The sequence below is a fragment of the Variovorax sp. GW823-FHT04F07 genome (genome assembly GCF_058795995.1).
Genome location: NZ_JBXAIG010000001.1, coordinates 91,324 through 116,144 on the forward strand (window position 1 = coordinate 91,324; position 24,821 = coordinate 116,144).

Genomic DNA, 24,821 nt, shown 5'->3' on the forward strand with positions numbered 1-24,821 from the left:
ACATCACCGTCACCGGGGCCTCCGCGCACCGTCTGGCGAGGCGAAATGAAGGCGTTGAGGGTCCGAACATGAATAGCGGTAGCCATAATCAAGAAAACCAATCCATCTCTTCACATGAGCGCGGCATCCCCCAACTCACCGCTGCAACCACATATCGAGAGCCGCATCCTGTCATTGCGAGAGCAGCGCGTGATGCTGGATTCCGATCTGGCAGTGCTCTACGACGTGCAGACCAAGGTGCTGGTGCAGGCGGTCAAGCGCAATGCCGAGCGCTTCCCGGCCGATTTCATGTTCCAGCTTTCGCCCGAGGAGTGGGCGGCTTTGAGGTCACAAACTGTGACCTCAAACACCGGCCGTGGCGGCCGACGCACGGCACCCTACGTGTTCACCGAGCAGGGCGTGGCGATGCTGTCCTCGGTGCTCGGCAGCCCGCGCGCCATTGCGGTCAACATCGAGATCATGCGCACCTTCGTGCGGGTACGGGCGCTGGTCACCACGCACCAGGACCTGGCCAGGCGTTTGAGCGAGCTGGAAGAAAAGACCGAGCTGATCGACATGCGGCAGGAATCGTTCAGCAGCAACACGCGCAACCAGCTGCGCCAGGTCTTCGATGCCATCAAGGCGCTGACGACGCCACCCGATCCGCCCAGGCGGCCCATCGGCTTTGTGACGCCCGATGAGAAGAAGGCTCCGAAGGCGCGCGGCAAGCAATAAGCGCCCCGCGCGAACAGAGCCCACCTCGTTCCTCAGCGCCGCAGGTCCAGCGTGAACGGAAACTCCCGGCTGCCCGGCAGCTCGATGGTGGCCGGCGGCGTGCGCAGCAGGCCAGGCGTGTGGCCGGTGCGTGTGAAGCGCGAGTGGCGACGGCTCTCGGCCTCGTAGGCGTTGACCGGGAAGGTGTCGTAGTTGCGTCCACCCGGGTGGGCGACGAAATACTGGCAGCCGCCCAGCGAGCGCTTCATCCAGGTGTCGACGAGGTCGAAGGTCAGCGGTGCGTGGGCCGGGATGCTCGGGTGCAGCGCCGAGGGCGGGTTCCACGCCTTGTAGCGCACGCCCGCGACGAATTCGCCGGTGACGCCGGTGGGCTGCAGCGGCAGCACCTTGCCGTTGACGGTGACGACGTGGCGGCTTTCGTTCAGGCCGGTCACGCGCACCTCGATGCGCTCCAGCGACGAATCGACGTAACGCACCGTGCCGCCGGCCGAGCCTTCTTCGCCCATCACGTGCCAGGGCTCGAGCGCGTTGCGCAGCGACAGCTCCACGCCCATCGACTGCATCTGGCCCACGAGCGGGAAGCGGAACTCGAAGTGCGGCGCGAACCAGTCGGCATCGAAGGCAAAGCCGGCCTGGCGCATCTCGCTGATGACGTCGTCGAAGTCCATCTTGACGAAGGTCGGCAGCAGGAAGCGGTCGTGCAGCTCGGTGCCCCAGCGGGTGACGGGCGCCTGGTAAGGCGCGTCCCAGAAGCGGGCGACCAGCGCGCGGATCAGCAGCTGCTGCGCGATGCTCATGCGCGCATGCGGCGGCATTTCGAAGGCGCGCAGTTCCAGGAGGCCGAGGCGGCCGGTGCTGGAGTCGGGCGAGTAGAGCTTGTCGATGCAGAACTCGCTGCGGTGCGTGTTGCCCGACACGTCGATCAGGATGTTGCGCAGCGTGCGGTCGACCAGCCACGCGGGCATGTTCTGGCCGTAGATCTCGCGGTTCTTGGCGATTTCCTTCAGCGCGATCTCGAGTTCGTAGACCTGGTCGTTGCGCGCCTCGTCCACGCGCGGCGCCTGGCTCGTCGGGCCGATGAACATGCCCGAGAACAGGTAGCTCAGCGACGGGTGGTTGTGCCAGTACAGCAGCAGGCTGGCCAGCAGTTCGGGCCGGCGCAGGAACGGGCTGTCGGCGGGCGTGGCGCCGCCCATCACGAAGTGGTTGCCGCCGCCGGTGCCGGTGTGGCGGCCGTCGGTCATGAACTTCTCGGCCGACAGGCGCGTCTCGAACGCGGCGTTGTAGAGGAACTCGGTGTGGTCGACGAGTTCCTTCCAGTTGTGGGCCGGGTGGATGTTGACCTCGATCACGCCCGGGTCGGGCGTCACGGCCAGCATCTTCAGGCGCGGATCGCGCGGCGGCGGATAGCCTTCCATCACGATGCGCACGCCCAGCTGCTGCGCGGTGGCTTCGACGGCGGCGACGAGGTCGAGGTAGTCCTCCAGGCGCGCCAGCGGCGGCATGAAGACGTAGAGCACGCCCGAGGCGCTGCCTTTCTTCTCGGCCGCGGGGCCGTTGGCGCGGCGCGGGTCGCGCACCTCGACGCACAGCGCGGTGCGCGTGACCCAGTGGGCCGATTCGCCGCGCAGCGGCTGGCGCGTGGCGGCATCAGCAGGAGCAGCAGCATCGCCCTTCGCCGCATCGCCGGGGCTTTGCATGCGCAGCGACGCGGCCATCACGGGCGGCGCGCCGAAGGTGTAGGGCACCTCGCCCAGGTCGGCGCCAGCCACCGGCGTGGCGGTGGCATAGCGCGCGCGGTAGTCGGACGCGCTGGGCAACGCGGCGCGCGGCGCGGTCGGGTCGCGCTCGATGAGGTAGGGGTAGTCGCCCTTGCTGGCCCACGGCTGCGAGTCGAGCGGCAGGCGGTAGCCCATGGGCGAGTCGCCCGGGATCAGGAACAGGCGGTCGTCGCGCAGGAACCAGGGGCCGGTCTTCCAGCCGGGGCCGGCGAGCGCGGGCGCGTCGCTGTTGGCGTTGCCGGGTTCGATGGGCAGCATGTAGCCGATCACCGCGTCGAGCTTCTGCGTGAACACGCGGCGCAGGCGCACGCGTTCGAGTTCGTCGTCGAGCTTGGAGTCGAAGGGGTCGACGTTCACCGGCAGGCGGCGTTCGCGCCACAGGTAGTAGTAGGTGTCCTCGTAGCCGGCCTGGGTGTAGCGCTCGGTGAGGCCCAGCTTGTGCGCCAGCACGGCAGTGAAGCGGCGCGCGTCCTCGCTCGTGTAGTGCGTGGGAAAGCGCTCATCGGCGAACAGCTCGGGGTCGTGCCACAGCGTCTGGCCGTCGGCGCGCCAGAAGATCGACAGCGCCCAGCGCGGCAGCTGCTCGCCCGGGTACCACTTGCCCTGGCCGAAATGCAGGAAGCCGCCCTGGCCGTACTCGGCGCGCAGCTTGTGCACGAGCTCGGTGGCGTAGCCGCGCTTGGTGGGGCCGAGCGCGTCGGTGTTCCATTCGGGCGCGTCGCGGTCGCTGGTGGCCACGTAGGTGGGCTCGCCGCCCATCGTGAGGCGCACGTCGCCGGCCACGAGGCGCGCATCGACCGCGTCGCCGAGCGCGAGCACCTCGGCCCATTGTTCTTCGGTGTAGGGCTTGGTGACGCGCGGCGATTCGTAGATGCGCGTGACCTTCATCTCGTGGCTGAACTCGACCTCGGACTCGTCGACGCCGCCCTCGATGGGCGCGGCGCTCGACGGTGTGGGCGTGCAGGCGAGTGGAATGTGGCCTTCGCCGGCGAGCAGGCCCGAGGTGGCATCCAGGCCGATCCAGCCGGCGCCCGGCAGGAACACTTCGCACCAGGCATGCAGGTCGGTGAAGTCGACCGTGGTGCCGCTGGGGCCGTCGAGGGCCTTCACGTCGGGCGTGAGCTGGATCAGGTAGCCCGACACGAAGCGCGCGGCCAGGCCGCAATGGCGCAGCAGCTGCACCAGCAGCCAGCCCGAGTCGCGGCACGAGCCGCTGCCGTTGCTCAGCGTTTCTTCCGGCGTCTGCACGCCGGGCTCCATGCGGATGAGGTAGCTGACGTCCTTCTGCACCTGCTGGTTGATGCCGACCAGGAAGTCGATGGTGCGCTGCTCCTTGCGCTCGATCCTGTCGAGGTAGGCCTGCAGCAGCGGCGTGGGCTTCTCGGTGACGAGGTAGGGCGCCAGCTCTTCGGCCTGCGAGGCCGTGTACTTGAAGGGAAAGTTCTCGGCCTGCGGCTCGAGGAAGAAGTCGAAGGGGTTGTAGACCGCCATCTCGACCACGAGGTCGACCGTGACCTTGAACTCACGCGTCTTCTCGGGGAACACGAGCCGCGCCTGGTAGTTGGCGAACGGGTCCTGCATCCAGTTGACGAAGTGCTCGGCCGGCTCGACCCGCAGCGAGTACGAGATCACATTGCTTCGGCAATGGGGCGCGGGGCGCAGTCGCACGACTTGCGGGCCCAACTGCACCAGGCGGTCGTATGTGTAGTGGGTGACGTGGTGGAGTGCGGCGTGGATGGACATGCGTAGGGGCGTGCAGTGCAGCGAGGTTGCATCGAAAAGATGTCTCTGGTGAGACGCATACTAGCCCAGTTGCCAAGCAATTAACGCGCCATCGAGCGTGGGTTGGGGGAGGGTTTGCATCATGGATTCCGGGGTGTGGGGAGGGCAGTCGCGGCGTGCGTCCGACGCTGTCGCGGGTGGGGCGGGGGCCTTCGTTGCGCTGGGCGGCACGCTGCTCGGCGCGGCGGTGCAACTGCGCCAGCCGCTGCTGTGGGCGGCGGGTGTCTACGTCGCATTGCTGCTCGTGGGGCTCGGCGGCGGATGGCTGCTGTGGCGGTGGCGGGGGACTCGGCTGATCGTGCTGATGCTGTCGCTGGCCTGCGGCGCGATGGCCGGCGCGGGGCTCGCTGGATGGCGCGCGACGGCCTATGCGCAAGGGGCCCTGAGCCCGCAGCTCGAAGGGCGTGACCTGCGGCTCACGGGCGTGGTCTCGCAGATGCCGCAGCCCGGCGAGATCGGAACGCGCTTCCGTTTCGACGTGGAGACGGCGCAATGGGCCGAGGCCTCGCGCGGCGATGCGCCGCCGAAGGTGCCTTCGCGCATCGCACTCTCCTGGTACGGCGAGTACGGCGGGATGTGGGAGCAGCCCGCCGAACGTCGCGCGTCCGTCGCACGCACCGTGGGCGAGGTGCATGCCGGCCAGCGCTGGCAACTGACCGTGCGCCTGCGCGCGCCGCACGGCAACCTCAATCCGCATGGCTTCGACAGCGAACTGTGGGCGTGGGAGCAGGGCGTGCATGCGCAGGGCCATGTGCGAGTTGGCGCACGCGACCCTGCGCCGCAGCTGATGGGCACCACTTGGCGGCACCCGATCGAGCGGGCGCGCGAGGCCGTGCGCGATGCGGTCTTCACCCGCGTGGACGACCGGCGGCAGGCCGGCGTGATCGCCGCGCTGGTCACCGGCGACCAGGGCGCCATCGACCGCGCCGACTGGGACGTGTTCCGCGCTACCGGCGTGGCGCACCTGATGTCGATCTCGGGCCTGCACATCACCTTGTTCGCGTGGTTCGCGGCGCACATCGTGGGCGCGCTCTGGCGGCGCAGCAGCCGGCTCATGCTGCGGCTGCCCGCGCAACAGGCCGCGCTCGCGGGCGGCGTGCTGCTGGCCGCGCTCTATGCGCTCTTCAGCGGCTGGGGCGTGCCCTCGCAGCGCACGGTCTGGATGCTCGCGGCCGTGGCGCTGTTGCGCCTGACCGGTCGGCGCTGGCCGTGGCCGCACGTCTGGTTGTTGACGGCGGCGGTCGTGGTGGCCGCCGATCCGTGGGCGCTGCTGCAGGCCGGCTTCTGGCTCAGCTTCGTCGCCGTGGCGGTGCTGTTCGCCTCCGCCACGGCCGTGCCGGGCGAGGGCAGGGTGGGCGCGCTCACGCGCCTGGGGCGCTTCTTTCGTGAGCAATGGACGATCACGCTAGCGCTCACGCCGCTGAGCCTGCTGCTGTTCCAGCAGGTGTCGGCGGTCGGGCTCGTGGCCAATGCGCTCGCGATCCCGTGGGTGACGCTGGTGATCACGCCGCTGGCGATGCTCGGCGTGGCGGTGCCGCCGCTGTGGGATGTGGCGGCCGGTGCGGTGAAGCTGTTCGCGCTGTTGCTGCAAGTGCTCGCCGGTCTGCCGTTCGCCACGCTGTCGATGGCCGCGCCGCCGCCATGGCTGGCCGCAAGCGGCGTGGCGGGCGGCGTGCTGCTGGCGATGCGCCTGCCGTGGTCGATGCGCGCGCTCGGCCTGCCGCTGCTGTTGCCGGTGCTCCTGTGGCAGCCGGCGCGGCCCGCCGTGGGCGAATTCGACCTGCTCGCCGCCGACATCGGGCAGGGCAACGCGGTGCTCGTGCGCACCGCCACGCACAGCCTGCTGTATGACGCCGGCCCGCGCTACGGGCTCGACAGCGACGCGGGCCACCGCGTGCTCGTGCCGCTGCTGCGCGCGCGGGGCGAACGGCTCGACCTGCTGTTGCTGAGCCACCGCGACATCGACCACACCGGCGGCGCCCCCGCCGTGCTCGCCATGCAGCCGCAGGCCGCGCTGCTGAGTTCCATCGAGGCCGCGCACCCGCTGCAGGCGCTGCGCCCCGCGCGCCGCTGCGAGGCCGGGCAGCGCTGGACCTGGGACGGTGTCGATTTCGAGGTGCTGTTTCCCTTCGACAGCGACTACCTCGGCTTCACGCGGCCCAACGCCGTGTCGTGCGTGCTGCGCATCGGCAACGGCCGCGCCACGGTTCTATTGGCGGGCGATATCGAACGGCTGCAGGAGGCCGCGCTCGTGTCGCGCACGCCCGGGCTGTCGGCCGACGTGTTGCTGGTGCCACACCACGGCAGCAAGACCTCGTCGAGCGAGGTTTTCCTGGACGCCGTGCGCCCGCGCATTGCGCTCGTGCAGGCCGGCTACCGCAGCCGCTTCGGCCACCCCGCGCCCGAGGTGGTGGCGCGCTACGTGGAGCGCGGCGTGCAGGTGGTCGACAGCCCGCGCTGCGGCGCCGCCCATTGGGCGAGCCCGGCGCCGGCCGAGCTGAAGTGTGAACGCGCGAATGATCCGCGCTACTGGCGCCACCGCATGCCATGAAGGTCCGAAACGCGAAATGCCCTCGCATCGGGCCCAAACCTAGGGCTTCTACTGGCCTCGAACTTGCTAAGCTATGGCTCAAGGAGATTGGTCGTTCCATGCACAAATTCGACGAGATGTATGAGCAGCTCCCCTATGCGGGCGCTGCAATCCGACAGCACTACAAGCGCTACGACCAATGGCTTGCGAAGCAACCCGGTGAGGTGATGCGATCGCGCCGTGAAGAGGCGGAGATGATTTTCCGTCGGGTCGGCATCACCTTCGCGGTGTACGGCGCCAAGGACGAGGACGGCTCCGGCACCGAGCGGCTGATCCCGTTCGACCTGCTGCCCCGGATCATTCCCTCCCATGAGTGGGAGAGCATGGAAAAGGGGCTGGTGCAACGCGTCACGGCGCTCAACCGCTTCCTGTACGACGTGTACCACGACCAGGAAATCATCAAGGCCGGCATCATCCCGGCCGAGCAGATCCTGAACAACGCCCAGTTCCGTCCCGAGATGATGGGCGTGAACGTGCCGCACAACGTCTACTCGAACATCTCGGGCATCGACATCGTGCGTGCCCCCGATGCCCAGGGCAACGGCGAGTACTACGTGCTCGAAGACAACCTGCGCGTGCCCAGCGGCGTGAGCTACATGCTCGAAAACCGCAAGATGATGATGCGGCTCTTCCCCGAGCTGTTCAACCAGAACCGCATCGCGCCGGTCGCCCACTACCCCGACCTGCTGCTCGAAACGCTGCGCGCCAGCGCGCCGCCGGCCACGGCCGAGCCCACGGTGGTGGTGCTCACGCCCGGCATGTACAACAGCGCCTACTTCGAGCACGCCTTCCTGGCCCAGCAGATGGGCGTGGAGCTGGTCGAGGGACAAGACCTGTTCGTCAAGGACGACTTCGTCTACATGCGCACCACGCGCGGCCCGGTGCGGGTCGACGTGATCTACCGCCGCGTCGACGACGACTTCCTCGACCCCGAGGTGTTCCGCCCGACCTCCACCCTCGGCTGCGCGGGCCTCATGCGTGCCTACCGCCAGGGCAACGTCGTCATCTGCAATGCCGTGGGCACCGGCGTGGCCGACGACAAGTCGATCTACCCCTACGTGCCGAAGATGGTCGAGTTCTACCTCGGCGAGAAGCCGATCCTGAAGAACGTGCCCACCTACATGTGCCGCAACAAGGACGAGCTGCAGTACACGCTCGACAACATGAAGGACCTGGTCGTCAAGGAGGTGCACGGCGCCGGCGGCTACGGCATGCTCATCGGCCCGGCCGCGACGCAGGCCGAGATCGAAGACTTCAAGAAGGCCGTCATCGCCAAGCCCGACGGCTACATCGCCCAGCCCACGCTGAGCCTGTCGACCTCGCCGACCTTCGTCGACGCCGGCATTGCGCCGCGCCACATCGACCTGCGCCCCTTCGTGCTCTCGGGCAGCGAGGTGCAGATGGTGCCCGGCGGCCTCACGCGCGTGGCACTGAAAGAAGGGTCGCTGGTGGTCAACTCGTCGCAGGGCGGCGGCACCAAGGACACCTGGATTCTCGAAGCGGACCGCACGGCCAAGCCGAAGGCGGCCACGCAGTCGCAAAGCCAATCGCAGTAGGAGCACAAACGATGCTGTCCCGCACCGCAGACCACCTCTACTGGATGTCGCGCTACACCGAGCGTGCCGAGAACACGGCGCGCATGCTCGACGTCAACTACCAGACCTCGCTGCTGCCGCAGTCGGCCGAGGTTGCCAAGTACGGCTGGCAGGGCGTGCTCTCGATCAGCGAATTGCTGCCCTGGTACAGCAAGAAGTACGACCAGATCACGCCCAACGAAGTCATGGAGTTCATGGTCAAGGACGAGAGCAATCCGTCGTCGATCGTCTCCTGCCTGAAGGCCGCCCGCGAGAATGCGCGTGCCGTGCGCGGCGCGCTCACCACCGAGGCCTGGGAAACGCAGAACACCACCTGGCTCGAAGTGAACCGCATGCTGCGCGCCGGCGATTTCGAGCGCGACCCGGGCCAGTTCTTCGAGTGGGTCAAGTTCCGCTCGCACCTGTCGCGCGGCGTCACGCTGGGCACCATGCTCCAGGATGAGGCGTTCTACTTCTCGCGCCTTGGCACCTTTTTGGAGCGTGCCGACAACACGGCGCGCCTGGTCGACGTGAAGTTCCACGCGCTCAACAGCGAATTCTTCGGTGCCGCCACCGAGGAAGACCAGGAGTACGACTTCTATCACTGGAGCGCGATCCTGCGCAGCGTCTCGGCCTTCGAGGTCTACCGCAAGGTGTACCGCGACGTGATCAAGCCCGAGCGCGTGGCCGAGCTGCTCATTCTTCGCGCCGACATGCCGCGCTCGCTGCACGCGAGCCTGGTCGAGGTGGTCAACAACCTCGCGAAGGTGCAGAACGAGCAGAGCGCCGAAACCCAGCGCCGCGCCGGCAAGCTGCTGGCCGACCTGCAGTACGCGCGGGTCGACGAGATCCTGGCGACGGGTTTGCATGCCTACCTCACGCAGTTCCTCGACCGGGTGAACGAGCTGGGCGGGCGCATCAGTCAGGACTTCCTGGTGCCGGCGCACTGACGACGCATCGAATCGACGTCCTGCGGGCCCGGGCCGGCCCCGGGACCTCGCGCACCCGGCGGTAGCATTCGAGTTCGATCTCGATCCAAGTTGCTGACCGCAGGGAGTTTTCATGAAGAAATCAATGCTTGCCCGTGATGGCAAGTGGAAGGCCGCCGCCTTCGCGGCTGTCGCGTTGCTCGCCGGCTGCGACCAGGCCGCCTCACCGAAAGAACAAGCCTCCGCGCAGGTATCGACGGCCGTCGTCGTCGATGCCGCCACCGGATTGCGCTGGCTGCGCTGCGCCTTGGGGCAGACCTGGCAGGGTGGCCGTTGCATCGGCGAGGCCGAAGCCCTGAGCCTGATGGACGCGCAGGAACGCGTGCAGGCGCTCAACATCAAGGGCCATGAAGGCATCTCGCAATGGCGGCTGCCGACCATCGTGGAGCTGGCGGCGCTGCGGCGTTGTGACCATGGCCTGGTCGACGAGACCTTCACGCTCGAATTGAGCCCCGAACGGGAGCCCGTCACCGTGCCCCGGTGGTGCGCCCGCGAAACCTCCGTTCCCACCATCGACGGTGCGCGCTTTCCCGATACGCCGCTGCGCAAGTTCTGGTCGGGCTCGGGCAGCGAGGCCGCGCAGCACTTCTATGCCGTGGACTTCAGCAATGCGTGGATTGGCCAGAACGAGGCGGCCGAGGCCACCCACGCCGTGCGGCCGGTGGCCGATCGCTGACCTCCCGCTACTTCGAGAACGACTCCACCACCACCGGAATCTCCGGCGCCTGCCACCGATAGCTGTCGCCCAGCACATTGCGCTCGGCCTTCTGCCCGCTCCAGCGGATGCCCAGCAGGTCCATCAGGCTCCAGCCGGCCCAGTCCGCGCGAAAGGGCTGCTGCGTGGCGGCGCCGGTGGGCAGTGGCTCGCGGTTGCGCCAGACGACGGCCGGGATGCGGTAGCCCGAGGCGGTCGCGGGGCTGTGGCCTGCGCGGTCGCTGCCGTGGCCGACTTCCTGGCCGTGGTCCGACAGGTACATCCAGGCGCGGTAGTCGTCCGGCTTGCCGGTGCTGCGGGTCTGTTGCAGCAGTTCCGACACCACGAAGTCGTGGTACAGCAGGGCCGCGTCGTACTCCTGGCGGAAGTGGCGCACCCAGGCCGAGCGGCCGTCCTTCACGAGGCCGTTCTCGACCGCGTCGACGCTGTCGTCGAAGGGATTGGCGTTCTCGGGAAAGCGCAGGCTGTAGTGCGGGTGCGCGCCCATCAGGTGGACCACGATGAGCTTGCGCTCGGTGCCGGTGTCGGCAAAGGCTTCCTGCACGCAGTCGAGGATCTCGCCGTCGAGCGAGGCGCTGGCGCGGCCCGGCGTGCGGTTCACCATGTCGACCACGTCGGCGTAGCGCGCGTGCTGCTGCTCGATGGCCAGGTCGTCGTGGTTGCTGATCCACCAGACCTTGTAGCCGGCGGCGCGCGCCAGGGCCAGCAGGTGGGGCGGGCTGTCGCCATTCCCGTTGTTTCCGTCGTTTCCATTCGCGGGTTGGCCGAAATGGAACATGTTGCGCAGCGCGGGCAGGGTGCTTGCGTCCACCGACCACGCGTTGCGCAGCACGGCCATGCGGTCACCCTCCTGCGCCTTGTGTGCCTGCAGGCGCGGCGTGGTCGGGCGGCCGTAGCCGTACAGGGCCATGTTGTCGCGGTTGATGCTGTCGGTGATCACCAGCACGACGGTGGACGGCCCTTCGCGCGTGATCACCGGCGCGATCTGCCGGGCCTGGGCCATCTGCGCATCGCGGGTTTTTTCCTGGTCGGCCCAGGCGGCGCGCTGGTCGTGCAGCGACTGCGACCACTGAGTCCAGAAGACGACCGGGTGCAGCCGGCGCCAGGGTTTGCTCACGTAGGCGACACAGGCGGCGAGCAGGATGAGGAGCAGCAGCGAGCGCGCCCAGAACGGCCGCCGCGCACGCGGCGCCGTGGCACCGCGTCGCGCGAAGAGGCCCGCCAGCAGGCCCGCCGCCACGAGCGCGGCCGACCACACGACGGCGGAGCGCCAGTGCATGCGCAGGTACTCGGCGCTTTCCCGCGCGTTGGTGTTGGCCGCGGCGCCCAGCACCATGGCGCTGTCGGGCGCGGCTTGGTAGGTGTCGAGCAGGTAGGCGCGGACCACGGCGTCCAGGCCGAAGCCCATGACCCAGAGCCACACCAGCGCCGTGCGCCAGCGCCGCAGGCGCGCGCTGTGCAGCGGCCACAGCAGCCAGAGCACGGGTGGCGCGGCGAGCACCGCGAGCTGGGCGATGCGGCGGCCGTCGTGGCCCAGGGCGATCAGCGCCAGCAGCGTCGCGCCGACCACGCCGCAGGCCAGCAGCGCGCTGGAGGGAGGACGCGGGGCGTCGATGGCGGGATGTGTCAAGCGCGGCGCGGGGGAGTCGAGGGCGGCCGAATTCTGCCCCGCACCCTGCCGCGACACGGCCAGTGTCCCGACCCTCGCGGGGTCTTTGGAGTGCGGCTCAGGGATATCCCCGCGGAACTTATCGGCGCTCAGCGTCCCAGAGGGGGGCTTCGACCGGCATTTGCCGGACCTCCCGTGTCTTCTCGAAAGGAACCCTCGCCCCATGGCCCGATTCAGCCGCCGACTGCCCGCGCTCCTGCTCGCATTCTTCTTCTCGTGGATGCTGCTGCCGTCCGCCTTTGCCGCGCAGCCGCAGATGGTCAGTGTCGCGGTCAAGACCCTGAACATGCGCACCGCCCCCAGCCAGCGCGCCGAGGCGCACTGGACGGTGAGCCGGGGTTATCCGCTGCGCGTGATCGGCCGCAAGGGCGACTGGCTGCGCGTCACCGATTTCGAGAACGACAAGGCCTGGGTCTTCCGTTCGATGACGAGCAAGACGCCGCACCACGTCGTGAAGGCGAAGACCGCGCAACTGCGCCGCGCGCCCGGCGCGCGCAGCCCGGTCGTGAAGAAGGCCGTGTACGGCGACGTGCTGCGCACCCTCGAGCGCCGCGGCGACTGGGTGAAGGTGCGCCACGAAGGCGGCACCACCGGCTGGGTGCTGAAGCGCTCCCTCTGGGGCTGGTGAACCCGAGGGCGCTCAGGTCGCGGTGGCCTGGCGCACGGCGCGCTCCCAGCGCGCCATCGATTCCTCGGCCTGCGCGCGGCCCATGGTCGGCATGAAGCGGCGCTCCACCTTCCACAGCTTCGAGAGCTGGCGCGCGTCGGTGTAGACGCCGGTCGACAGCCCCGCCAGGTAGGCCGCGCCCAGCGCGGTGGTCTCGACCACCTCGGGCCGCACCACCGGAATGCCCAGCAGGTCGGCCTGGAATTGCATCAGCAGGTCGTTCACGCTCGCGCCGCCGTCCACGCGCAGCTCGGCCACGGGCTTGCCGCCCGCGGCCACGGCGTCGCGGCTCATGGCCTGCAGCAGCGCGGCACTTTGATAGGCGATGCTTTCCAGTGCGGCGCGCGCGATGTGCGCGACCGTGGTGCCGCGCGTGAGCCCGGTGATCGTGCCGCGCGCGTCCGCGTCCCAGTAGGGCGCGCCCAGGCCGGTGAAGGCCGGCACCATCATCACGCCGCCGGCGTCGGGCACGCTCTCGGCCAGCGACTGCACCTCGGCGCTGCCCTTGATGGCCTTGAGGCCGTCGCGCAGCCACTGCACCACGGCGCCGCCGACGAACACGCTGCCTTCCATCGCGTACTGCGGTGTCGCATCGACCTGCGCCGCGCTGGTCACGAGCAGGCCGTTGTGCGAGGGCTGGAACGCGCCGCCCGTGTGCATCAGCAGGAAGCAGCCGGTGCCGTAGGTGTTCTTGGCCATGCCGGCCTCGAAGCAGGCCTGGCCGAAGAGGGCGCTCTGCTGGTCGCCGGCCACGCCGCCGATGGGCAGCGCGTGGCCCAGCAGCGCGGCGTCGGTGTCGGCAAAGTGCGAGCTCGAGGGCTGCACCTTCGGCATCAGCGCGGCGGGGATGTCCAGCGCCTTCAGCAGGTCGGCGTCCCAGTCGTTCGTGTGCACGTTGAAGAGCATGGTGCGCGAGGCGTTGCTCACGTCGGTCACGTGCACCTTGCCGCCGGTGAGCTGCCACATGAGCCAGCTGTCGACCGTGCCGAAGGCGAGTTCGCCGCGTTCGGCCTGGGCGCGCGCGCCGGGCACGTTGTCGAGCAGCCAGCGCAGCTTGGTGCCCGAGAAATACGCGTCGATCACCAGGCCGGTCTTCTCGCGGATGGTGTCGCTCAGGCCCTGTTCGCGCAGCTGCGCGCACAGCGGTTCGGCGCGGCGGTCCTGCCAGACGATGGCGTGGTGCACCGGCTGGCCGGTGGTGCGGTTCCACAGCACGGTGGTCTCGCGCTGATTGGTGATGCCGATGGCGTGGATGTCGGCGGGCTGCAGCTTTGCCTTGGCCAGCACTTCGCGCGCGGTGGCCAGCTGGCTGCGCCAGATTTCCATGGGGTCGTGCTCGACCCAGCCCGGCTGCGGGTAGATCTGCGTGAGTTCCTTTTGGGCGATGGCGACGATGCGGCCTTCGCGGTCGAACACGATGCTGCGCGAGCTGGAGGTGCCCTGGTCCAGGGCAAGCAGGTAGGTGGTCATTCGATGAGTCTGATGGGGTTCAGTTGTCGCGCGCGATCTCGAGGCGCACCTGCGCGGCGTGCAGCAGGTCGGGGAAGGGCGGCGGCGGCGCGGCGTCGGTGAACAGGCGGTCGATCTGCGAGAGCGTGCCCAGCTGGATCATGGCCGGCCGGTTGAACTTGCTCGCGTCGGCCGCCAGCCACACCTCGCGCGCCTGGGCAATGATGGTCTGCGCGACCTTCACCTCGCGCAGGTCGAAGTCGCGCAGCGAGCCGTCGGCCTCGATGCTCGACACGCCGATGAGCGCGATGTCGACCTTGAACTGGCGGATGAAGTCGATGGTGGCCTCGCCCACCACGGCGCGGTCGCGCGGGCGCACCGAGCCGCCGGCCACGATCACCTCGCAGGCCGTGTTGCCACTCAGGATGGTCGCCACGTTCAGGTTGTTGGTGATCACGCGCAGGCCCGTGTGGCGCATCAGCGCCTTGGCGATGGCCTCGGTGGTGGTGCCGATGTTCAGGATGAGCGAACAGTCGTTGGGCACCAGCTCGGCCACGCGGCGCGCAATGCGCGCCTTGCCGTCGGCATTGAGCGTTTCGCGCTGCTGGTAGCCGATGTTCTCGGTGGTCGAGCTGGGCACGCGCACGCCGCCGTGGAAACGCGTGAGCAAGCCCGCATCGGCCAGCCGCTGCACGTCGCGCCGCACGGTCTGCAGCGTGACGCCCAGCATGTCGGCGAGCTGTTCGACGGTGACGGAGCCGCGCGCGCGCACGGTGTCGAGGAGGTTGATCTGGCGCGGGTTGGAGTTCACAGAGGCGTCGTGGAAAGCGGAAAGACTGGGGTCGAGGGTACAGGCCGCGTCACTTTAAAACGAAAGAAAACGAAGCCGAGTAAGGGAAAACTCGGAGGAAAATCGCGCCAAAAGGAATCCAAATGAAAAAACGCGAAAATACAATCTCGGCCTTTGCTGACAAAAGTCACGAACCTACGGACCTCCAGCCTGTGACCGATTTCTCCTCTCCAGCGGCCGAGCCCGCCACCGATTGCGATGTGCTGATCGTCGGCGGTGGCATCAACGGCTGCGGCATTGCGCGCGACCTGGCCGGCCGGGGCTGGCGCGTGGTCCTGTGCGAGAAGGACGACCTGGCCTCGCACACCTCGTCGTCTTCCACCAAGCTGATCCACGGCGGGCTGCGCTACCTCGAGTACTACGAGTTCTCGCTGGTGCGCAAGGCGCTGCAGGAGCGCGAGGTGCTGCTCAAGAGCGCGCCGCACATCATGTGGCCGCTGCGCTTCGTGATGCCGCACGACCCCTCGATGCGTCCGGCCTGGATGATCCGCATCGGCCTGTTCATGTACGACCACCTCGCCAAACGCGAGGTGCTGCCGCCGTCGCGCGGCATCGACCTGCGCCAGCATCCGGCCGGCGCGCCGCTCAAGGCGCAGTACAAGCGCGGTTTCGTGTACTCCGACGGCTGGGTCGACGACGCGCGGCTGGTGGTGCTCAACGCCATCGACGCGCGTTCGAAGGGCGCCGAAGTGCTCACGCGCACGCGCTGCATCCATGCGCAGCGCGGCGCCGACGGCTGGGTCGCCACGCTCGAAGGCCCCGACGGCGCGCACCGCACCGTGCGTGCGCGCGCCGTGGTGAACGCGGCCGGCCCGTGGGCCGAATCCTTCCTGCGCGGCGTGGCCCAGTCGGCGCGCGGCGAGGCGCTGGCCACCAAGAGCCTGCGGCTCGTGAAGGGCAGCCACATCATCGTGCCGCGCCTGTTCGACCACGACCACGCCTACATCTTCCAGAACCCCGACAAGCGGATCATCTTCGCCATTCCCTACCAGGGCGCGTTCACGCTGATCGGCACCACCGACATCGAGATCAGCGGCGACGACCCCGGCGCCGCGCGCATCGCGCAGGAAGAGATCGACTACCTGTGCACCCAGGCCAGCCGCTACTTCGACAAGGCCATCGTGCCGGCCGACGTGGTCTGGACCTACTCGGGCGTGCGCCCGCTGCTGGACGACGCCTCGGGCGACCCGTCGGCCGTCACGCGCGACTACCTGCTCGAGTCGAACACCACCGCCGCGCCGCTGCTGTCGGTGTGGGGCGGCAAGATCACGACCTTCCGCAAGCTGGCCGAGGACGCGGCCGACGAGGTCGGCAAGATGCTCGGCCAGTCGGGCGCGCAGCGTCCGGCCTGGACCGACGGCGCCTTCCTGGCCGGCGGCGACCTGTCGGCCTGGATCGGCGCGCCCAAGCGCCCCGACGACGACTTCGGCCGCTTCGTGGCGGCCGTTCAGGCGAAGTACCCCTGGCTCGACGCCCAGGTCGCGCTGCGGCTGGCGCGCGGCTACGGCGCGCGCGTGGCCGAACTGGTCGGCGAGGCGCAGTCGCTGGCCGACATGGGCGCCGAGGTGGCGCCCGGCCTGTACGAACGCGAGCTGCGCTTCTTGCAGGCGCGTGAATGGGCCGTGAGCTCGGACGACGTGCTCTGGCGCCGCACCAAGCTCGGCCTGCACTACACGCCGGCCGAGCGCGAGCAAGTGGCCATCTGGCTGCAGGCCAACGCAAAGAACAACAACGACACCGTGGAAGTGGAGGTGAGCTGATGCAGCTGACTCTGGAGCGCGTCACCAAGAAGGTCGGCGCGCAAACCTGGCTCTACGAGCAGAGCATTGCGCCGAAAAGCGGCGCGGTGACCGTGCTGCTCGGCGCCACGCAGGCCGGCAAGACCAGCCTGATGCGCCTCATGGCCGGGCTCGACACGCCCAGCACCGGGCGTGTGCTGGTGGACGGCAAGGACGTCACCGGCACGCCGGTGCGCGAGCGCAACGTCGCGATGGTCTACCAGCAGTTCATCAACTACCCCTCGCTCAAGGTGGCCGACAACATCGCCTCGCCGCTGAAGCTGCGCGGCGAGTCGAACATCGACGCGCGGGTGAAGGCGCTGGCCGACAAGCTGCACATCGGCATGTTCCTCGACCGCTACCCGCAGGAGCTGTCGGGCGGCCAGCAGCAGCGCGTGGCGCTGGCGCGTGCGCTCGCCAAGAGCGCACCGCTCATGCTGCTCGACGAGCCGCTGGTCAACCTCGACTACAAATTGCGCGAAGGCCTGCGCGAAGAACTCACGCAGCTCTTCGCCACCGGCGACTCGACCGTCATCTACGCCACCACCGAGCCCGGCGAAGCGCTGCTGCTGGGCGGCTACACGGCCGTGATGGACGCCGGCGAGCTGCTGCAGTACGGCCCGACCGCCGAGGTGTTCCACGCGCCGCAGTCGCTGCGCGTGGCGCGCGCCTTCAGCGATCCGCCGATGAACCTGCTGGCGGGCACGGCCGCGGCCGGCCGCGTGCAGCTCGCGGGCGGGCCCGCGCTCACGCTGGCCCTGCCTGAAAGCGTGTCGGGGGCGGTCACCGTCGGCCTGCGCGCGAGTGCCTTGAACGTGAATGCGGGGGAGGGCGACATCGCCTTGCCCGGCAAGGTGGAGCTGGCCGAAATTTCGGGCTCCGACACCTTCGTGCACGTCGACACGGCGGTGGGCGAACTGGTGGCGCAGCTCACCGGTGTGCACCGCTTCGAGCTGGGCGCTTCGATCACGCTGTACTTCAGCGCATCGCAAGCCTATGTGTTCGATGCCAGCGAAAAGCTGGCGCTCGCGCCGGCATGGCGCAAAGGAAGCTAGTCATGGCACGCATCGATCTCGACCTGGCCCACGCCTACCGCGCCAACCCCACGCAGGACAGCGACTACGCGCTGCTCCCGCTCAAGATGAGCTTTCGCGACGGCGGCGCGTATGCCTTGCTCGGCCCCTCGGGCTGCGGCAAGACGACCATGCTCAACATCATCTCGGGCCTGCTCGTGCCCTCGCAGGGCAGCGTGAGCTTCGACGGCCGCGACATGACGCGCGCCACGCCGCAGGAACGCAACATCGCGCAGGTGTTCCAGTTCCCGGTGATCTACGACACCATGACCGTGGCCGAGAACCTGGCGTTCCCGCTGCGCAACCGCAAGGTGCCCGAAGACCAGATCAAGAAGCGCGTCGGCGAGATCGCCGAAATGCTCGACATGAGCGGCCAGCTCAACCAGCGCGCCGCGGGCCTCGCGGCCGACGCCAAGCAGAAGATCTCGCTGGGCCGCGGCCTGGTGCGCAGCGACGTGTCGGCGGTGCTGTTCGACGAACCGCTCACCGTGATCGACCCGCACCTGAAGTGGCAGCTGCGCCGCAAGCTCAAGCAGATCCACCGCGAGCTCAAGCTCACGCTGATCTACGTGACGCACGATCAGGTCGAGGCGCTCACATTCGCCGAAGAGGTGGTGGTCATGACGCGCGGCAAGGCCGTGCAGGTGGGCAGCGCCGAGGCGCTTTTCGAGCGGCCGGCCCACACCTTCGTCGGCCATTTCATCGGCTCGCCGGGCATGAACTTTTTGTCGGCCCACAGCGCCAACGGCGCACTCGAAGTGGCGGGCACGCCGCTGGTGCCCACGCGCGAGCTGCCGCCCGGCGCGCTCAAGATGGGCATCCGGCCCGAGTACCTGCGCCTGTCGAACGCGGGCGCCGCCGGCGCCGTGCCGGCGGTGGTGAAGCAGGTGCAGGACGTCGGCACGCACGCGATGCTCAGCGCGGAGGTCGACGGCGGCGTGGTCAAGGTGCGCATGCATTCGGACGAACAGCCGCCCTCGGTGGGCGACACGGTGTGGCTGCGGGTGCTCGACACCCACACCTGCTACTACAAGGACGAGGAACTGGTCGCATGAACCCGACGAACAAGCCGGTCAACCAGAAGGCATGGTGGCTGGTGCTGCCTGTGCTGATCTGCGTGGCCTTCTCGGCCATCGTGCCGCTGATGACGGTGGTCAACTACTCGGTGCAGGACATCATCTCGCCCGACCGGCGCGTGTTCGTCGGCACCGAATGGTTCGCCGCCGTGATGCGCGACGACGAGCTGCACCAGGCGCTGTGGCGCCAGCTGGGCTTCTCGCTGTCGGTGCTGCTGGTGGAGATTCCGCTGGGCATCGCACTCGCGCTGTCGATGCCGGCCACGGGCTGGAAGTCGTCGGCGGTGCTGGTGGTGGTGGCGCTGTCGCTGCTCATTCCATGGAACGTGGTGGGCACCATCTGGCAGATCTACGGCCGCGCCGACATCGGCCTCCTGGGCCACGCGCTGCAGGTCATGGGCATCGAATACAACTACACCGGCAGTGCGACCGACGCCTGGCTCACGGTGCTGGTGATGGACGTGTGGCACTGGACGCCGCTGGTGGCCTTGCTCTGCTACGCCGGCCTGCGCTCGATTCCCGACGCCTACTACCAGGCCGCGCGCATCGACGGCGCCAGCAAGTTCGCGGTGTTTCGCTACATCCAGCTGCCCAAGATGCGCGGCGTGCTGATGATCGCGGTGCTGCTGCGCTTCATGGACAGTTTCATGATCTACACCGAGCCCTTCGTGCTGACGGGCGGCGGGCCGGGCAATGCGACCACCTTCCTGAGCCAGTACCTCACGCAGAAGGCCGTGGGGCAGTTCGACCTCGGGCCGGCGGCTGCGTTCTCGCTGATCTATTTCCTGATCATCCTGCTGTTCTGCTTCGTGCTCTACAACTGGATGCAGCGTGTGGGCACGCAAGAAGTGGAGAAAGAACAATGAACGAAAAGAGATTCCACAAGCGCAGCATCTTCTTGCTGCTGTACATCCTGTTCGCGCTGTTGCCCATCTACTGGATGGTCAACATGAGCTTCAAGACGAACGAGGAGATTCTTTCGAGCTTTTCGTTCTTCCCGCAGCAGCTCACCTGGGCCAACTACGCGCGCATCTTCACCGACGAGTCGTGGTACTCGGGCTACATCAACAGCCTGATCTACGTGGCGATCAACACGGTGATCTCGCTCACCGTGGCGCTGCCGGCGGCCTATGCGTTCTCGCGCTATTCGTTCCTGGGCGACAAGCACGTGTTCTTCTGGCTGCTGACGAACCGCATGACGCCGCCCGCGGTGTTCCTGCTGCCGTTCTTCCAGCTGTACAGCACCGTGGGCCTCATGGACACGCACCTGGGCGTGGCGCTGGCGCACCTGCTGTTCAACGTGCCGCTGGCGGTGTGGATTCTCGAAGGCTTCATGAGCGGCATCCCGCGCGAGATCGACGAGACGGCGTACATCGACGGCTACTCGTTCCCGCGCTTCTTCCTCACCATCTTCCTGCCGCTCATCAAGGCCGGCGTGGGCGTGGCGGCGTTCTTCTGCTTCATGTTCAGCTGGGTCGAGTTGCTGCTGGCGCGCACGCTCACGAGCGTGAACGCCAAGCCCATCGTGGCGACGATGACGCGCACGGTGAGCGCCTCGGGAATGGACTGGGCGACGCTGGCCGCGGCCGGTGTGCTCACCATCGTGCCGGGCGCGATCGTGATCTGGTTTGTCCGCCACTACATCGCAAAAGGCTTTGCGATGGGCCGCGTCTAAGGAGACCGAGAGATGTTCGACTGGATGGTCTGGACCACCCCGGTGGCCGTTTTCTTCAGCTGCATCGCGCTCATGCTGGTCGGCATGACCGTGTGGGAATTCAAGTCGCCCACCACGATGCGGCGCGGCTGGCTGCCCATTGCCACCACGCGCGGCGATCGGCTTTTCATCGGCCTCTTGTCCGCTGCCTACGTCAACCTGATCTTCGTCGGCCTGGCCGGCAAGGTGCAGGAGTGGCTGAGCCTGGAGGCCGAACCCTCGATCTGGATCGGCTTCGTGCTGTCGATGTTCGTGCTCGCGCTCGTGATGCGCAAAGGCTAGCCCACCGATTTCGTCAACGCGTCCGGCTCTCCGCCTCCCCGGAGCCGCGATGAAAAAACCGGGGAAGCACAACCGAGGAGACACATTCATGAAGATGCGCTACACGGCATTGGCAATGGCGGCGGCGATGGTCGCCGCGCACGGCGCATGGGCCGCAGAGCCCGAAGCCAAGAAATGGATCGACAGCGAGTTCCAGCCGTCGACCCTGAGCAAGGACCAGCAGGCGGCCGAGATGAAGTGGTTCATCGACGCGGCCAAGAAGCTGCAGGCCAAGGGCGTCAAGGAAATCTCGGTGGTGTCGGAGACCATCACCACGCATGAATACGAGTCGAAGACGCTGGCCAAGGCCTTCGAGGAAATCACCGGCATCAAGGTCAAGCACGACCTGATCCAGGAAGGCGACGTGGTCGAGAAGCTGCAGACCTCGATGCAGTCGGGCAAGTCGATCTACGACGGCTGGATTTCCGACTCCGACCTGATCGGCACGCACTACCGCTACGGCAAGATGATGAACCTCACCGACTACATGGCCGGTGCGGGCAAGGAGTACACCAACCCCGGGCTCGACCTCAAGGACTTCATCGGCACCAAGTTCACCACCGCGCCCGACGGCAAGCTCTACCAGCTGCCCGACCAGCAGTTCGCCAACCTGTACTGGTTCCGCGCCGACCTGTTCGATCGCAAGGACCTGAAGGACAAGTTCAAGGCCAAGTACGGCTACGACCTGGGCGTGCCGCTGAACTGGAGCGCCTACGAGGACATCGCCGAGTTCTTCAGCGTCGACGTGAAGACCATCGACGGCAAGCCGATCTACGGCCACATGGACTACGGCAAGAAGGACCCGTCGCTGGGCTGGCGCTTCACCGATGCGTGGCTCTCGATGGCCGGCACCGCCGACATCGGCACCCCCAACGGCATGCCGATCGACGAGTGGGGCATCCGCGTGGCCGACGACAAGTGCACGCCCGTGGGCGCGGCCGTGTCGCGCGGCGGTGCGACCAACTCGCCGGCCGCCGTGTACGCGCTCACCAAGTACATCGACTGGATGAAGAAGTACGCGCCCAAGGAAGCCATGGGCATGACCTTCGGCGAAGCCGGCCCGGTGCCCGCGCAGGGCCAGATCGCCCAGCAGATCTTCTGGTACACGGCCTTCACGGCCGACATGACCAAGAAGGGCCTGCCCGTGGTGAACGAGGACGGCACGCCCAAGTGGCGCATGGCGCCCGGCCCGAACGGCCCGTACTGGAAGCAGGGCATGCAGAACGGCTACCAGGACGTGGGTTCGTGGTCCTTCTTCAACGGCCATGACGCCAACAAGACCGCCGCCGCCTGGCTCTACGCCCAGTTCGTGACCTCCAAGAGCGTCTCGCTCAAGAAGACCATCGTGGGCCTGACCCCGATCCGCGAATCGGACATCCAGAGCAAGGCCATGACCGACATGGCGCCCAAGCTGGGCGGCCTGGTCGAGTTCTACCGCAGCCCGGCCCGCGTGGCATGGACGCCCACCGGCACCAACGTGCCCGACTACCCCAAGCTGGCGCAGCTGTGGTGGAAGAACGTGGCCGAGGCCGTCACGGGCGAGAAGACCCCGCAAAAAGCCATGGACAACCTGGCCGACGAGATGGACAACGTGATGGGCCGCCTGCAACGCGCCGGCATGGCCCACTGCGCGCCCAAGCTCAATGCCAAGGGCGACCCGAACAAGTGGCTCAGCGACCAGCACGCCCCGTGGAAGAAGCTGGCCAACGAGAAGCCCAAGGGCGAGACCATCGACTACAACAAGCTGCTGAGCGCCTGGAAGGCCGGCAAGGTACGCTGATCGGCGCGTCGCCAGCAGCAATTGCAAACAAGGGCCGCGCCGCGAGGTGCGGCCCTTTTTCGCTTTCTGGCGCCCTGGTTCGTCGGATTCACGCGACGCCATGACCTATGGCAGATGCACCTTTGAAAAGGTTCGCTTACATTCGACGGCCCCCGCCACGGCCCGCCAGTGAATCCAAGTTCTTCCAGCCCCACCGCCAGCCCTCCTGCCACCCCGAGCGCGCGTGTCAAACGCGTCCTGCTGATCCAGTACTCGCAGACCGGGCAACTCGACCGCGTGGCCGGGCAGATCGCCGCGCCGCTGCGCGCCGATCCGGGCATCGAACTGCGCGTGGAAACGCTGCGGCCGCTGCAGCGCTTTCCCTTTCCCTGGCCGTTCCTGACCTTCTTCGACGCGTTCCCCGAGTCGGCCCACCTGAAGCCGGGCCCGCTGGCGCCGCTGACGCTCACGGGCGACGAAGACTTCGACCTCGTCATCCTGCCGTACCAGGTCTGGTTCCTGGCGCCTGCGCAGCCGGTCGTGGCCTTCCTGCAGCACCCCGTGGCGGCACGGCTGCTCAAGGGAAAACCCGTGGTCACGGTCATTGCCTGCCGCAACATGTGGCTGCTGGCCCATGAAAAGCTCAAGGGCCTGCTCGCCGCCACCGGCGCGCGCCTGATCGACAACGTGGTGCTCACCGACCCGGGCCCGACGCTCGCCACCTTCTTCACCACGCCGGCCTGGCTCATCTGGGGCCGCAAGCGCGGCTTCTGGGGCATGCCCGACGCGGGCCTGAGCGAGGAACAGATCCACGGCTGCGGCCGTTTCGGCCGGGCCCTGCGCGACGCGCTGCATGAAGGCCGCGAGCAGGGCGATGCGCCCTTGCTGGCCGGGCTGGGCGCGGTGCGCGCCCAGGCGCGCCTGCTCATCAGCGAGAAGGCCGGCACGCGCAGCTTCTATCTCTGGGGCAAGCTGATCATGGCGGCCGGCGGGCCGGGCGCGGCGGTGCGTAAACCGCTGCTCTTGCTGTACGTGCTGTTTCTGCTGGCACTGATCGTCACCGTCGTGCCGGTGAGCCTGACGCTGCAGGCCCTGCTGCGGCCGTTGTTCCGAGGGTGGCTGACTAAAATGACGGCTCAATTCGAGCGCCCGTCGGGCTCTGCCACGGACCGGCTCCCTCTCTATGACGACTGATGTTTTCCTGACCCGCACCGCTGCCTTCCTGCCTTTTTCTCCGGTCAGCAACGAAGACATCGAAGAAGTGTTGGGCCGCATCGGCGGCAAGGTGTCGCGTGCGCGACGCCTCATCCTGCGCAGCAACGGCATCCAGTCGCGCCACTACGCGATTGATCGCGCCACCGGCCAGCTGGCCATGACCAACGCGCAGCTCACCGCCGCGGCCATCCGCGCGCTGGGCGACGACATCGGCCCGGTCGACTGCCTGGCCACCGGCACCTCGCTGCCCGACCAGCTCATGCCCAACCACGCGGTGATGGTGCACGGCGAACTGGGCTGGCCCCGGCTCGAAGTGGTGGCCTGCGCCGGCATCTGCCTGGCCGGCGCGGCGGCGCTCAAGCATGCGTGGCTGTCGGTGCGTGCGGGCGATGCGCGGCGCGCGGTCGCCACGGGCTCCGAGCTGGCCTCGGCCGTGATGCGCGGCATCAACTTCGAAGCCGAGCTCGAGCACAAGCTCGAGGCCCTCGAAGCGCGCCCGGAGATCGCCTTCGAGAAAGACTTCCTGCGCTGGATGCTGTCCGACGGCGCCGGCGCGGTGCTGCTGGAGCGCGAGCCGCGCGGGCCGCTGTCGCTGCGCGTCGAGTGGATCGAGCTGTCGTCGGCGGCGCACGAGCTGCCGGTGTGCATGTACGCCGGCGCCGACAAGAACGAGCAGGGCGGCCTCGACGGCTGGGCCCGCACCTCGCCGGCCGACTGGCAGCGCGACTCGACCTTCGCCGTCAAGCAGGACGTGCGCCTGCTCAACGACAACATCGTGCGCGCCACGCTGGCCGAGCCGCTGGCGGCCATCATCGAGCGGCGCGGACTGAAGACCGACGACATCGACTGGTTCCTGCCGCACCTGTCGTCGCACTATTTCGTCGAGCCCGTGGCCGCGAGCCTGGCCGCGCTGGGCCTGCCGATTCCGCGCGAGCGCTGGTTCAGCAACCTCGCGACCAAGGGCAACACGGGCTCGGCCTCGCCGTACATCATGCTCGACGAGCTGTTCCGCTCGGGGCGTATCAAGCCGGGCCAGAAGCTCCTGATGTTCGTGCCGGAAAGCGGCCGCTTCTCCAGCGGCTTCATCTACCTGGAGGCGGTGTAG

At 68.1% G+C, this 24,821-nt stretch carries 19 protein-coding genes; 15 read left to right on the top strand and 4 right to left on the bottom strand.

From position 1 onward, the window contains the following. Positions 1 to 114: 114 nt before the first annotated feature. The gene (locus AC1RAA_RS00460; protein WP_095947346.1) at positions 115 to 714 is read left to right on the top strand and encodes an ORF6N domain-containing protein; all 600 of its coding nucleotides are present in this window, start codon (positions 115 to 117) and stop codon (positions 712 to 714) included. 32 nt (positions 715 to 746) lie between these two features. Here the strand turns inward: AC1RAA_RS00460 and AC1RAA_RS00465 are convergent, their stop codons facing one another. Beyond that, positions 747 to 4,238 carry a transglutaminase family protein gene (locus AC1RAA_RS00465; protein WP_492725865.1) on the bottom strand — a complete coding sequence of 1,164 codons (3,492 nt, stop codon included), beginning with the start codon at positions 4,236 to 4,238 and terminating at the stop codon, positions 747 to 749. A 121-nt stretch (positions 4,239 to 4,359) separates the two neighbouring features. On the opposite strand from AC1RAA_RS00465, the gene AC1RAA_RS00470 reads away from it, so the two are divergent. From AC1RAA_RS00470 to AC1RAA_RS00485, 4 genes are all read left to right on the top strand, one after another. Then, positions 4,360 to 6,828: a DNA internalization-related competence protein ComEC/Rec2 gene (locus tag AC1RAA_RS00470; protein WP_492725867.1), complete on the top strand. Its 2,469-nt coding sequence runs from the start codon at positions 4,360 to 4,362 to the stop codon at positions 6,826 to 6,828. 98 nt (positions 6,829 to 6,926) lie between these two features. Further along, a complete protein-coding gene (locus tag AC1RAA_RS00475) occupies positions 6,927 to 8,423 on the top strand; it encodes a circularly permuted type 2 ATP-grasp protein (RefSeq protein ID WP_062476766.1) in 1,497 nt (498 codons plus the stop codon). 11 nt (positions 8,424 to 8,434) lie between these two features. Further along, positions 8,435 to 9,391 (top strand): alpha-E domain-containing protein, encoded by a 957-nt coding sequence (locus tag AC1RAA_RS00480; protein ID WP_062476763.1) that lies wholly within the window; start codon positions 8,435 to 8,437, stop codon positions 9,389 to 9,391. Positions 9,392 to 9,515: 124 nt separating this feature from the next. Further along, on the top strand, positions 9,516 to 10,106 hold the full coding sequence (locus tag AC1RAA_RS00485; protein ID WP_492725869.1) for an Lcl C-terminal domain-containing protein: 591 nt from the start codon (positions 9,516 to 9,518) through the stop codon (positions 10,104 to 10,106). Positions 10,107 to 10,113: 7 nt separating this feature from the next. Here AC1RAA_RS00485 and AC1RAA_RS00490 read toward each other — a convergent pair whose 3' ends face one another. Beyond that, positions 10,114 to 11,775: a phosphoethanolamine transferase gene (locus tag AC1RAA_RS00490; RefSeq protein ID WP_492725871.1), complete on the bottom strand. Its 1,662-nt coding sequence runs from the start codon at positions 11,773 to 11,775 to the stop codon at positions 10,114 to 10,116. A gap of 202 nt (positions 11,776 to 11,977) precedes the next feature. Between AC1RAA_RS00490 and AC1RAA_RS00495 the strand changes: the two genes are divergently transcribed. After that, positions 11,978 to 12,442 (top strand): SH3 domain-containing protein, encoded by a 465-nt coding sequence (locus AC1RAA_RS00495; protein WP_062476754.1) that lies wholly within the window; start codon positions 11,978 to 11,980, stop codon positions 12,440 to 12,442. 12 nt (positions 12,443 to 12,454) lie between these two features. On the opposite strand, the gene glpK is transcribed toward AC1RAA_RS00495, so the two are convergent. Continuing rightward, positions 12,455 to 13,951, bottom strand: coding sequence for a glycerol kinase GlpK (gene glpK / locus AC1RAA_RS00500; RefSeq protein ID WP_159272363.1), 1,497 nt, complete (start codon positions 13,949 to 13,951; stop codon positions 12,455 to 12,457). Between the two features lie 19 nt (positions 13,952 to 13,970). Then, entirely contained in the window at positions 13,971 to 14,741 is a 771-nt protein-coding gene (locus AC1RAA_RS00505; RefSeq protein ID WP_062476748.1) for a DeoR/GlpR family DNA-binding transcription regulator, read from the bottom strand. A gap of 122 nt (positions 14,742 to 14,863) precedes the next feature. Here AC1RAA_RS00505 and glpD point away from each other — a divergent pair, with 122 nt between their 5' ends. The 9 genes from glpD (at position 14,864) to AC1RAA_RS00550 (ending at position 24,821) form a co-directional block, all read left to right on the top strand. Next, positions 14,864 to 16,540: a glycerol-3-phosphate dehydrogenase gene (gene glpD / locus AC1RAA_RS00510; RefSeq protein ID WP_492725874.1), complete on the top strand. Its 1,677-nt coding sequence runs from the start codon at positions 14,864 to 14,866 to the stop codon at positions 16,538 to 16,540. Continuing rightward, positions 16,540 to 17,613, top strand: coding sequence for an ABC transporter ATP-binding protein (locus AC1RAA_RS00515; RefSeq protein ID WP_492725876.1), 1,074 nt, complete (start codon positions 16,540 to 16,542; stop codon positions 17,611 to 17,613). The genes glpD and AC1RAA_RS00515 overlap by 1 nt, the downstream gene beginning before the upstream one ends. 2 nt (positions 17,614 to 17,615) lie before the next feature. Then, positions 17,616 to 18,686 carry an ABC transporter ATP-binding protein gene (locus AC1RAA_RS00520; protein ID WP_492725878.1) on the top strand — a complete coding sequence of 357 codons (1,071 nt, stop codon included), beginning with the start codon at positions 17,616 to 17,618 and terminating at the stop codon, positions 18,684 to 18,686. Then, positions 18,683 to 19,573: a carbohydrate ABC transporter permease gene (locus tag AC1RAA_RS00525; protein ID WP_492725880.1), complete on the top strand. Its 891-nt coding sequence runs from the start codon at positions 18,683 to 18,685 to the stop codon at positions 19,571 to 19,573. The genes AC1RAA_RS00520 and AC1RAA_RS00525 overlap by 4 nt, the downstream gene beginning before the upstream one ends. Further along, positions 19,570 to 20,382 carry a carbohydrate ABC transporter permease gene (locus AC1RAA_RS00530; protein WP_062476734.1) on the top strand — a complete coding sequence of 271 codons (813 nt, stop codon included), beginning with the start codon at positions 19,570 to 19,572 and terminating at the stop codon, positions 20,380 to 20,382. Before AC1RAA_RS00525 ends, AC1RAA_RS00530 begins: the two co-directional genes overlap by 4 nt. Positions 20,383 to 20,394: 12 nt before the next feature. After that, positions 20,395 to 20,703: a DUF2160 domain-containing protein gene (locus AC1RAA_RS00535; protein ID WP_062476731.1), complete on the top strand. Its 309-nt coding sequence runs from the start codon at positions 20,395 to 20,397 to the stop codon at positions 20,701 to 20,703. A gap of 88 nt (positions 20,704 to 20,791) precedes the next feature. Further along, the gene (locus AC1RAA_RS00540) at positions 20,792 to 22,522 is read left to right on the top strand and encodes an ABC transporter substrate-binding protein (RefSeq protein WP_070059465.1); all 1,731 of its coding nucleotides are present in this window, start codon (positions 20,792 to 20,794) and stop codon (positions 22,520 to 22,522) included. 168 nt (positions 22,523 to 22,690) lie between these two features. Next, the gene (locus tag AC1RAA_RS00545; protein ID WP_492725882.1) at positions 22,691 to 23,695 is read left to right on the top strand and encodes a dialkylresorcinol condensing enzyme; all 1,005 of its coding nucleotides are present in this window, start codon (positions 22,691 to 22,693) and stop codon (positions 23,693 to 23,695) included. After that, entirely contained in the window at positions 23,685 to 24,821 is a 1,137-nt protein-coding gene (locus AC1RAA_RS00550; protein WP_062476726.1) for a beta-ketoacyl-ACP synthase III, read from the top strand. Before AC1RAA_RS00545 ends, AC1RAA_RS00550 begins: the two co-directional genes overlap by 11 nt.

Bases quoted from the DNA above. Each gene is read 5' to 3' on its own strand.
- AC1RAA_RS00525 (WP_492725880.1), top strand. From the start codon at position 18,683: ATGAACCCGACGAACAAGCCGGTCAACCAGAAGGCATGGTGGCTGGTG.
- AC1RAA_RS00485 (WP_492725869.1), top strand. From the start codon at position 9,516: ATGCTTGCCCGTGATGGCAAGTGGAAGGCCGCCGCCTTCGCGGCTGTC.
- AC1RAA_RS00540 (WP_070059465.1), top strand. From the start codon at position 20,792: ATGAAGATGCGCTACACGGCATTGGCAATGGCGGCGGCGATGGTCGCC.
- glpK (WP_159272363.1), bottom strand. From the start codon at position 13,951: ATGACCACCTACCTGCTTGCCCTGGACCAGGGCACCTCCAGCTCGCGC.
- AC1RAA_RS00470 (WP_492725867.1), top strand. From the start codon at position 4,360: ATGGATTCCGGGGTGTGGGGAGGGCAGTCGCGGCGTGCGTCCGACGCT.
- AC1RAA_RS00495 (WP_062476754.1), top strand. From the start codon at position 11,978: ATGGCCCGATTCAGCCGCCGACTGCCCGCGCTCCTGCTCGCATTCTTC.
- AC1RAA_RS00515 (WP_492725876.1), top strand. From the start codon at position 16,540: ATGCAGCTGACTCTGGAGCGCGTCACCAAGAAGGTCGGCGCGCAAACC.
- AC1RAA_RS00550 (WP_062476726.1), top strand. From the start codon at position 23,685: ATGACGACTGATGTTTTCCTGACCCGCACCGCTGCCTTCCTGCCTTTT.
- AC1RAA_RS00520 (WP_492725878.1), top strand. From the start codon at position 17,616: ATGGCACGCATCGATCTCGACCTGGCCCACGCCTACCGCGCCAACCCC.
- AC1RAA_RS00465 (WP_492725865.1), bottom strand. From the start codon at position 4,238: ATGTCCATCCACGCCGCACTCCACCACGTCACCCACTACACATACGAC.
- AC1RAA_RS00475 (WP_062476766.1), top strand. From the start codon at position 6,927: ATGCACAAATTCGACGAGATGTATGAGCAGCTCCCCTATGCGGGCGCT.
- AC1RAA_RS00530 (WP_062476734.1), top strand. From the start codon at position 19,570: ATGAACGAAAAGAGATTCCACAAGCGCAGCATCTTCTTGCTGCTGTAC.
- glpD (WP_492725874.1), top strand. From the start codon at position 14,864: ATGAAAAAACGCGAAAATACAATCTCGGCCTTTGCTGACAAAAGTCAC.
- AC1RAA_RS00460 (WP_095947346.1), top strand. From the start codon at position 115: ATGAGCGCGGCATCCCCCAACTCACCGCTGCAACCACATATCGAGAGC.
- AC1RAA_RS00480 (WP_062476763.1), top strand. From the start codon at position 8,435: ATGCTGTCCCGCACCGCAGACCACCTCTACTGGATGTCGCGCTACACC.
- AC1RAA_RS00535 (WP_062476731.1), top strand. From the start codon at position 20,395: ATGTTCGACTGGATGGTCTGGACCACCCCGGTGGCCGTTTTCTTCAGC.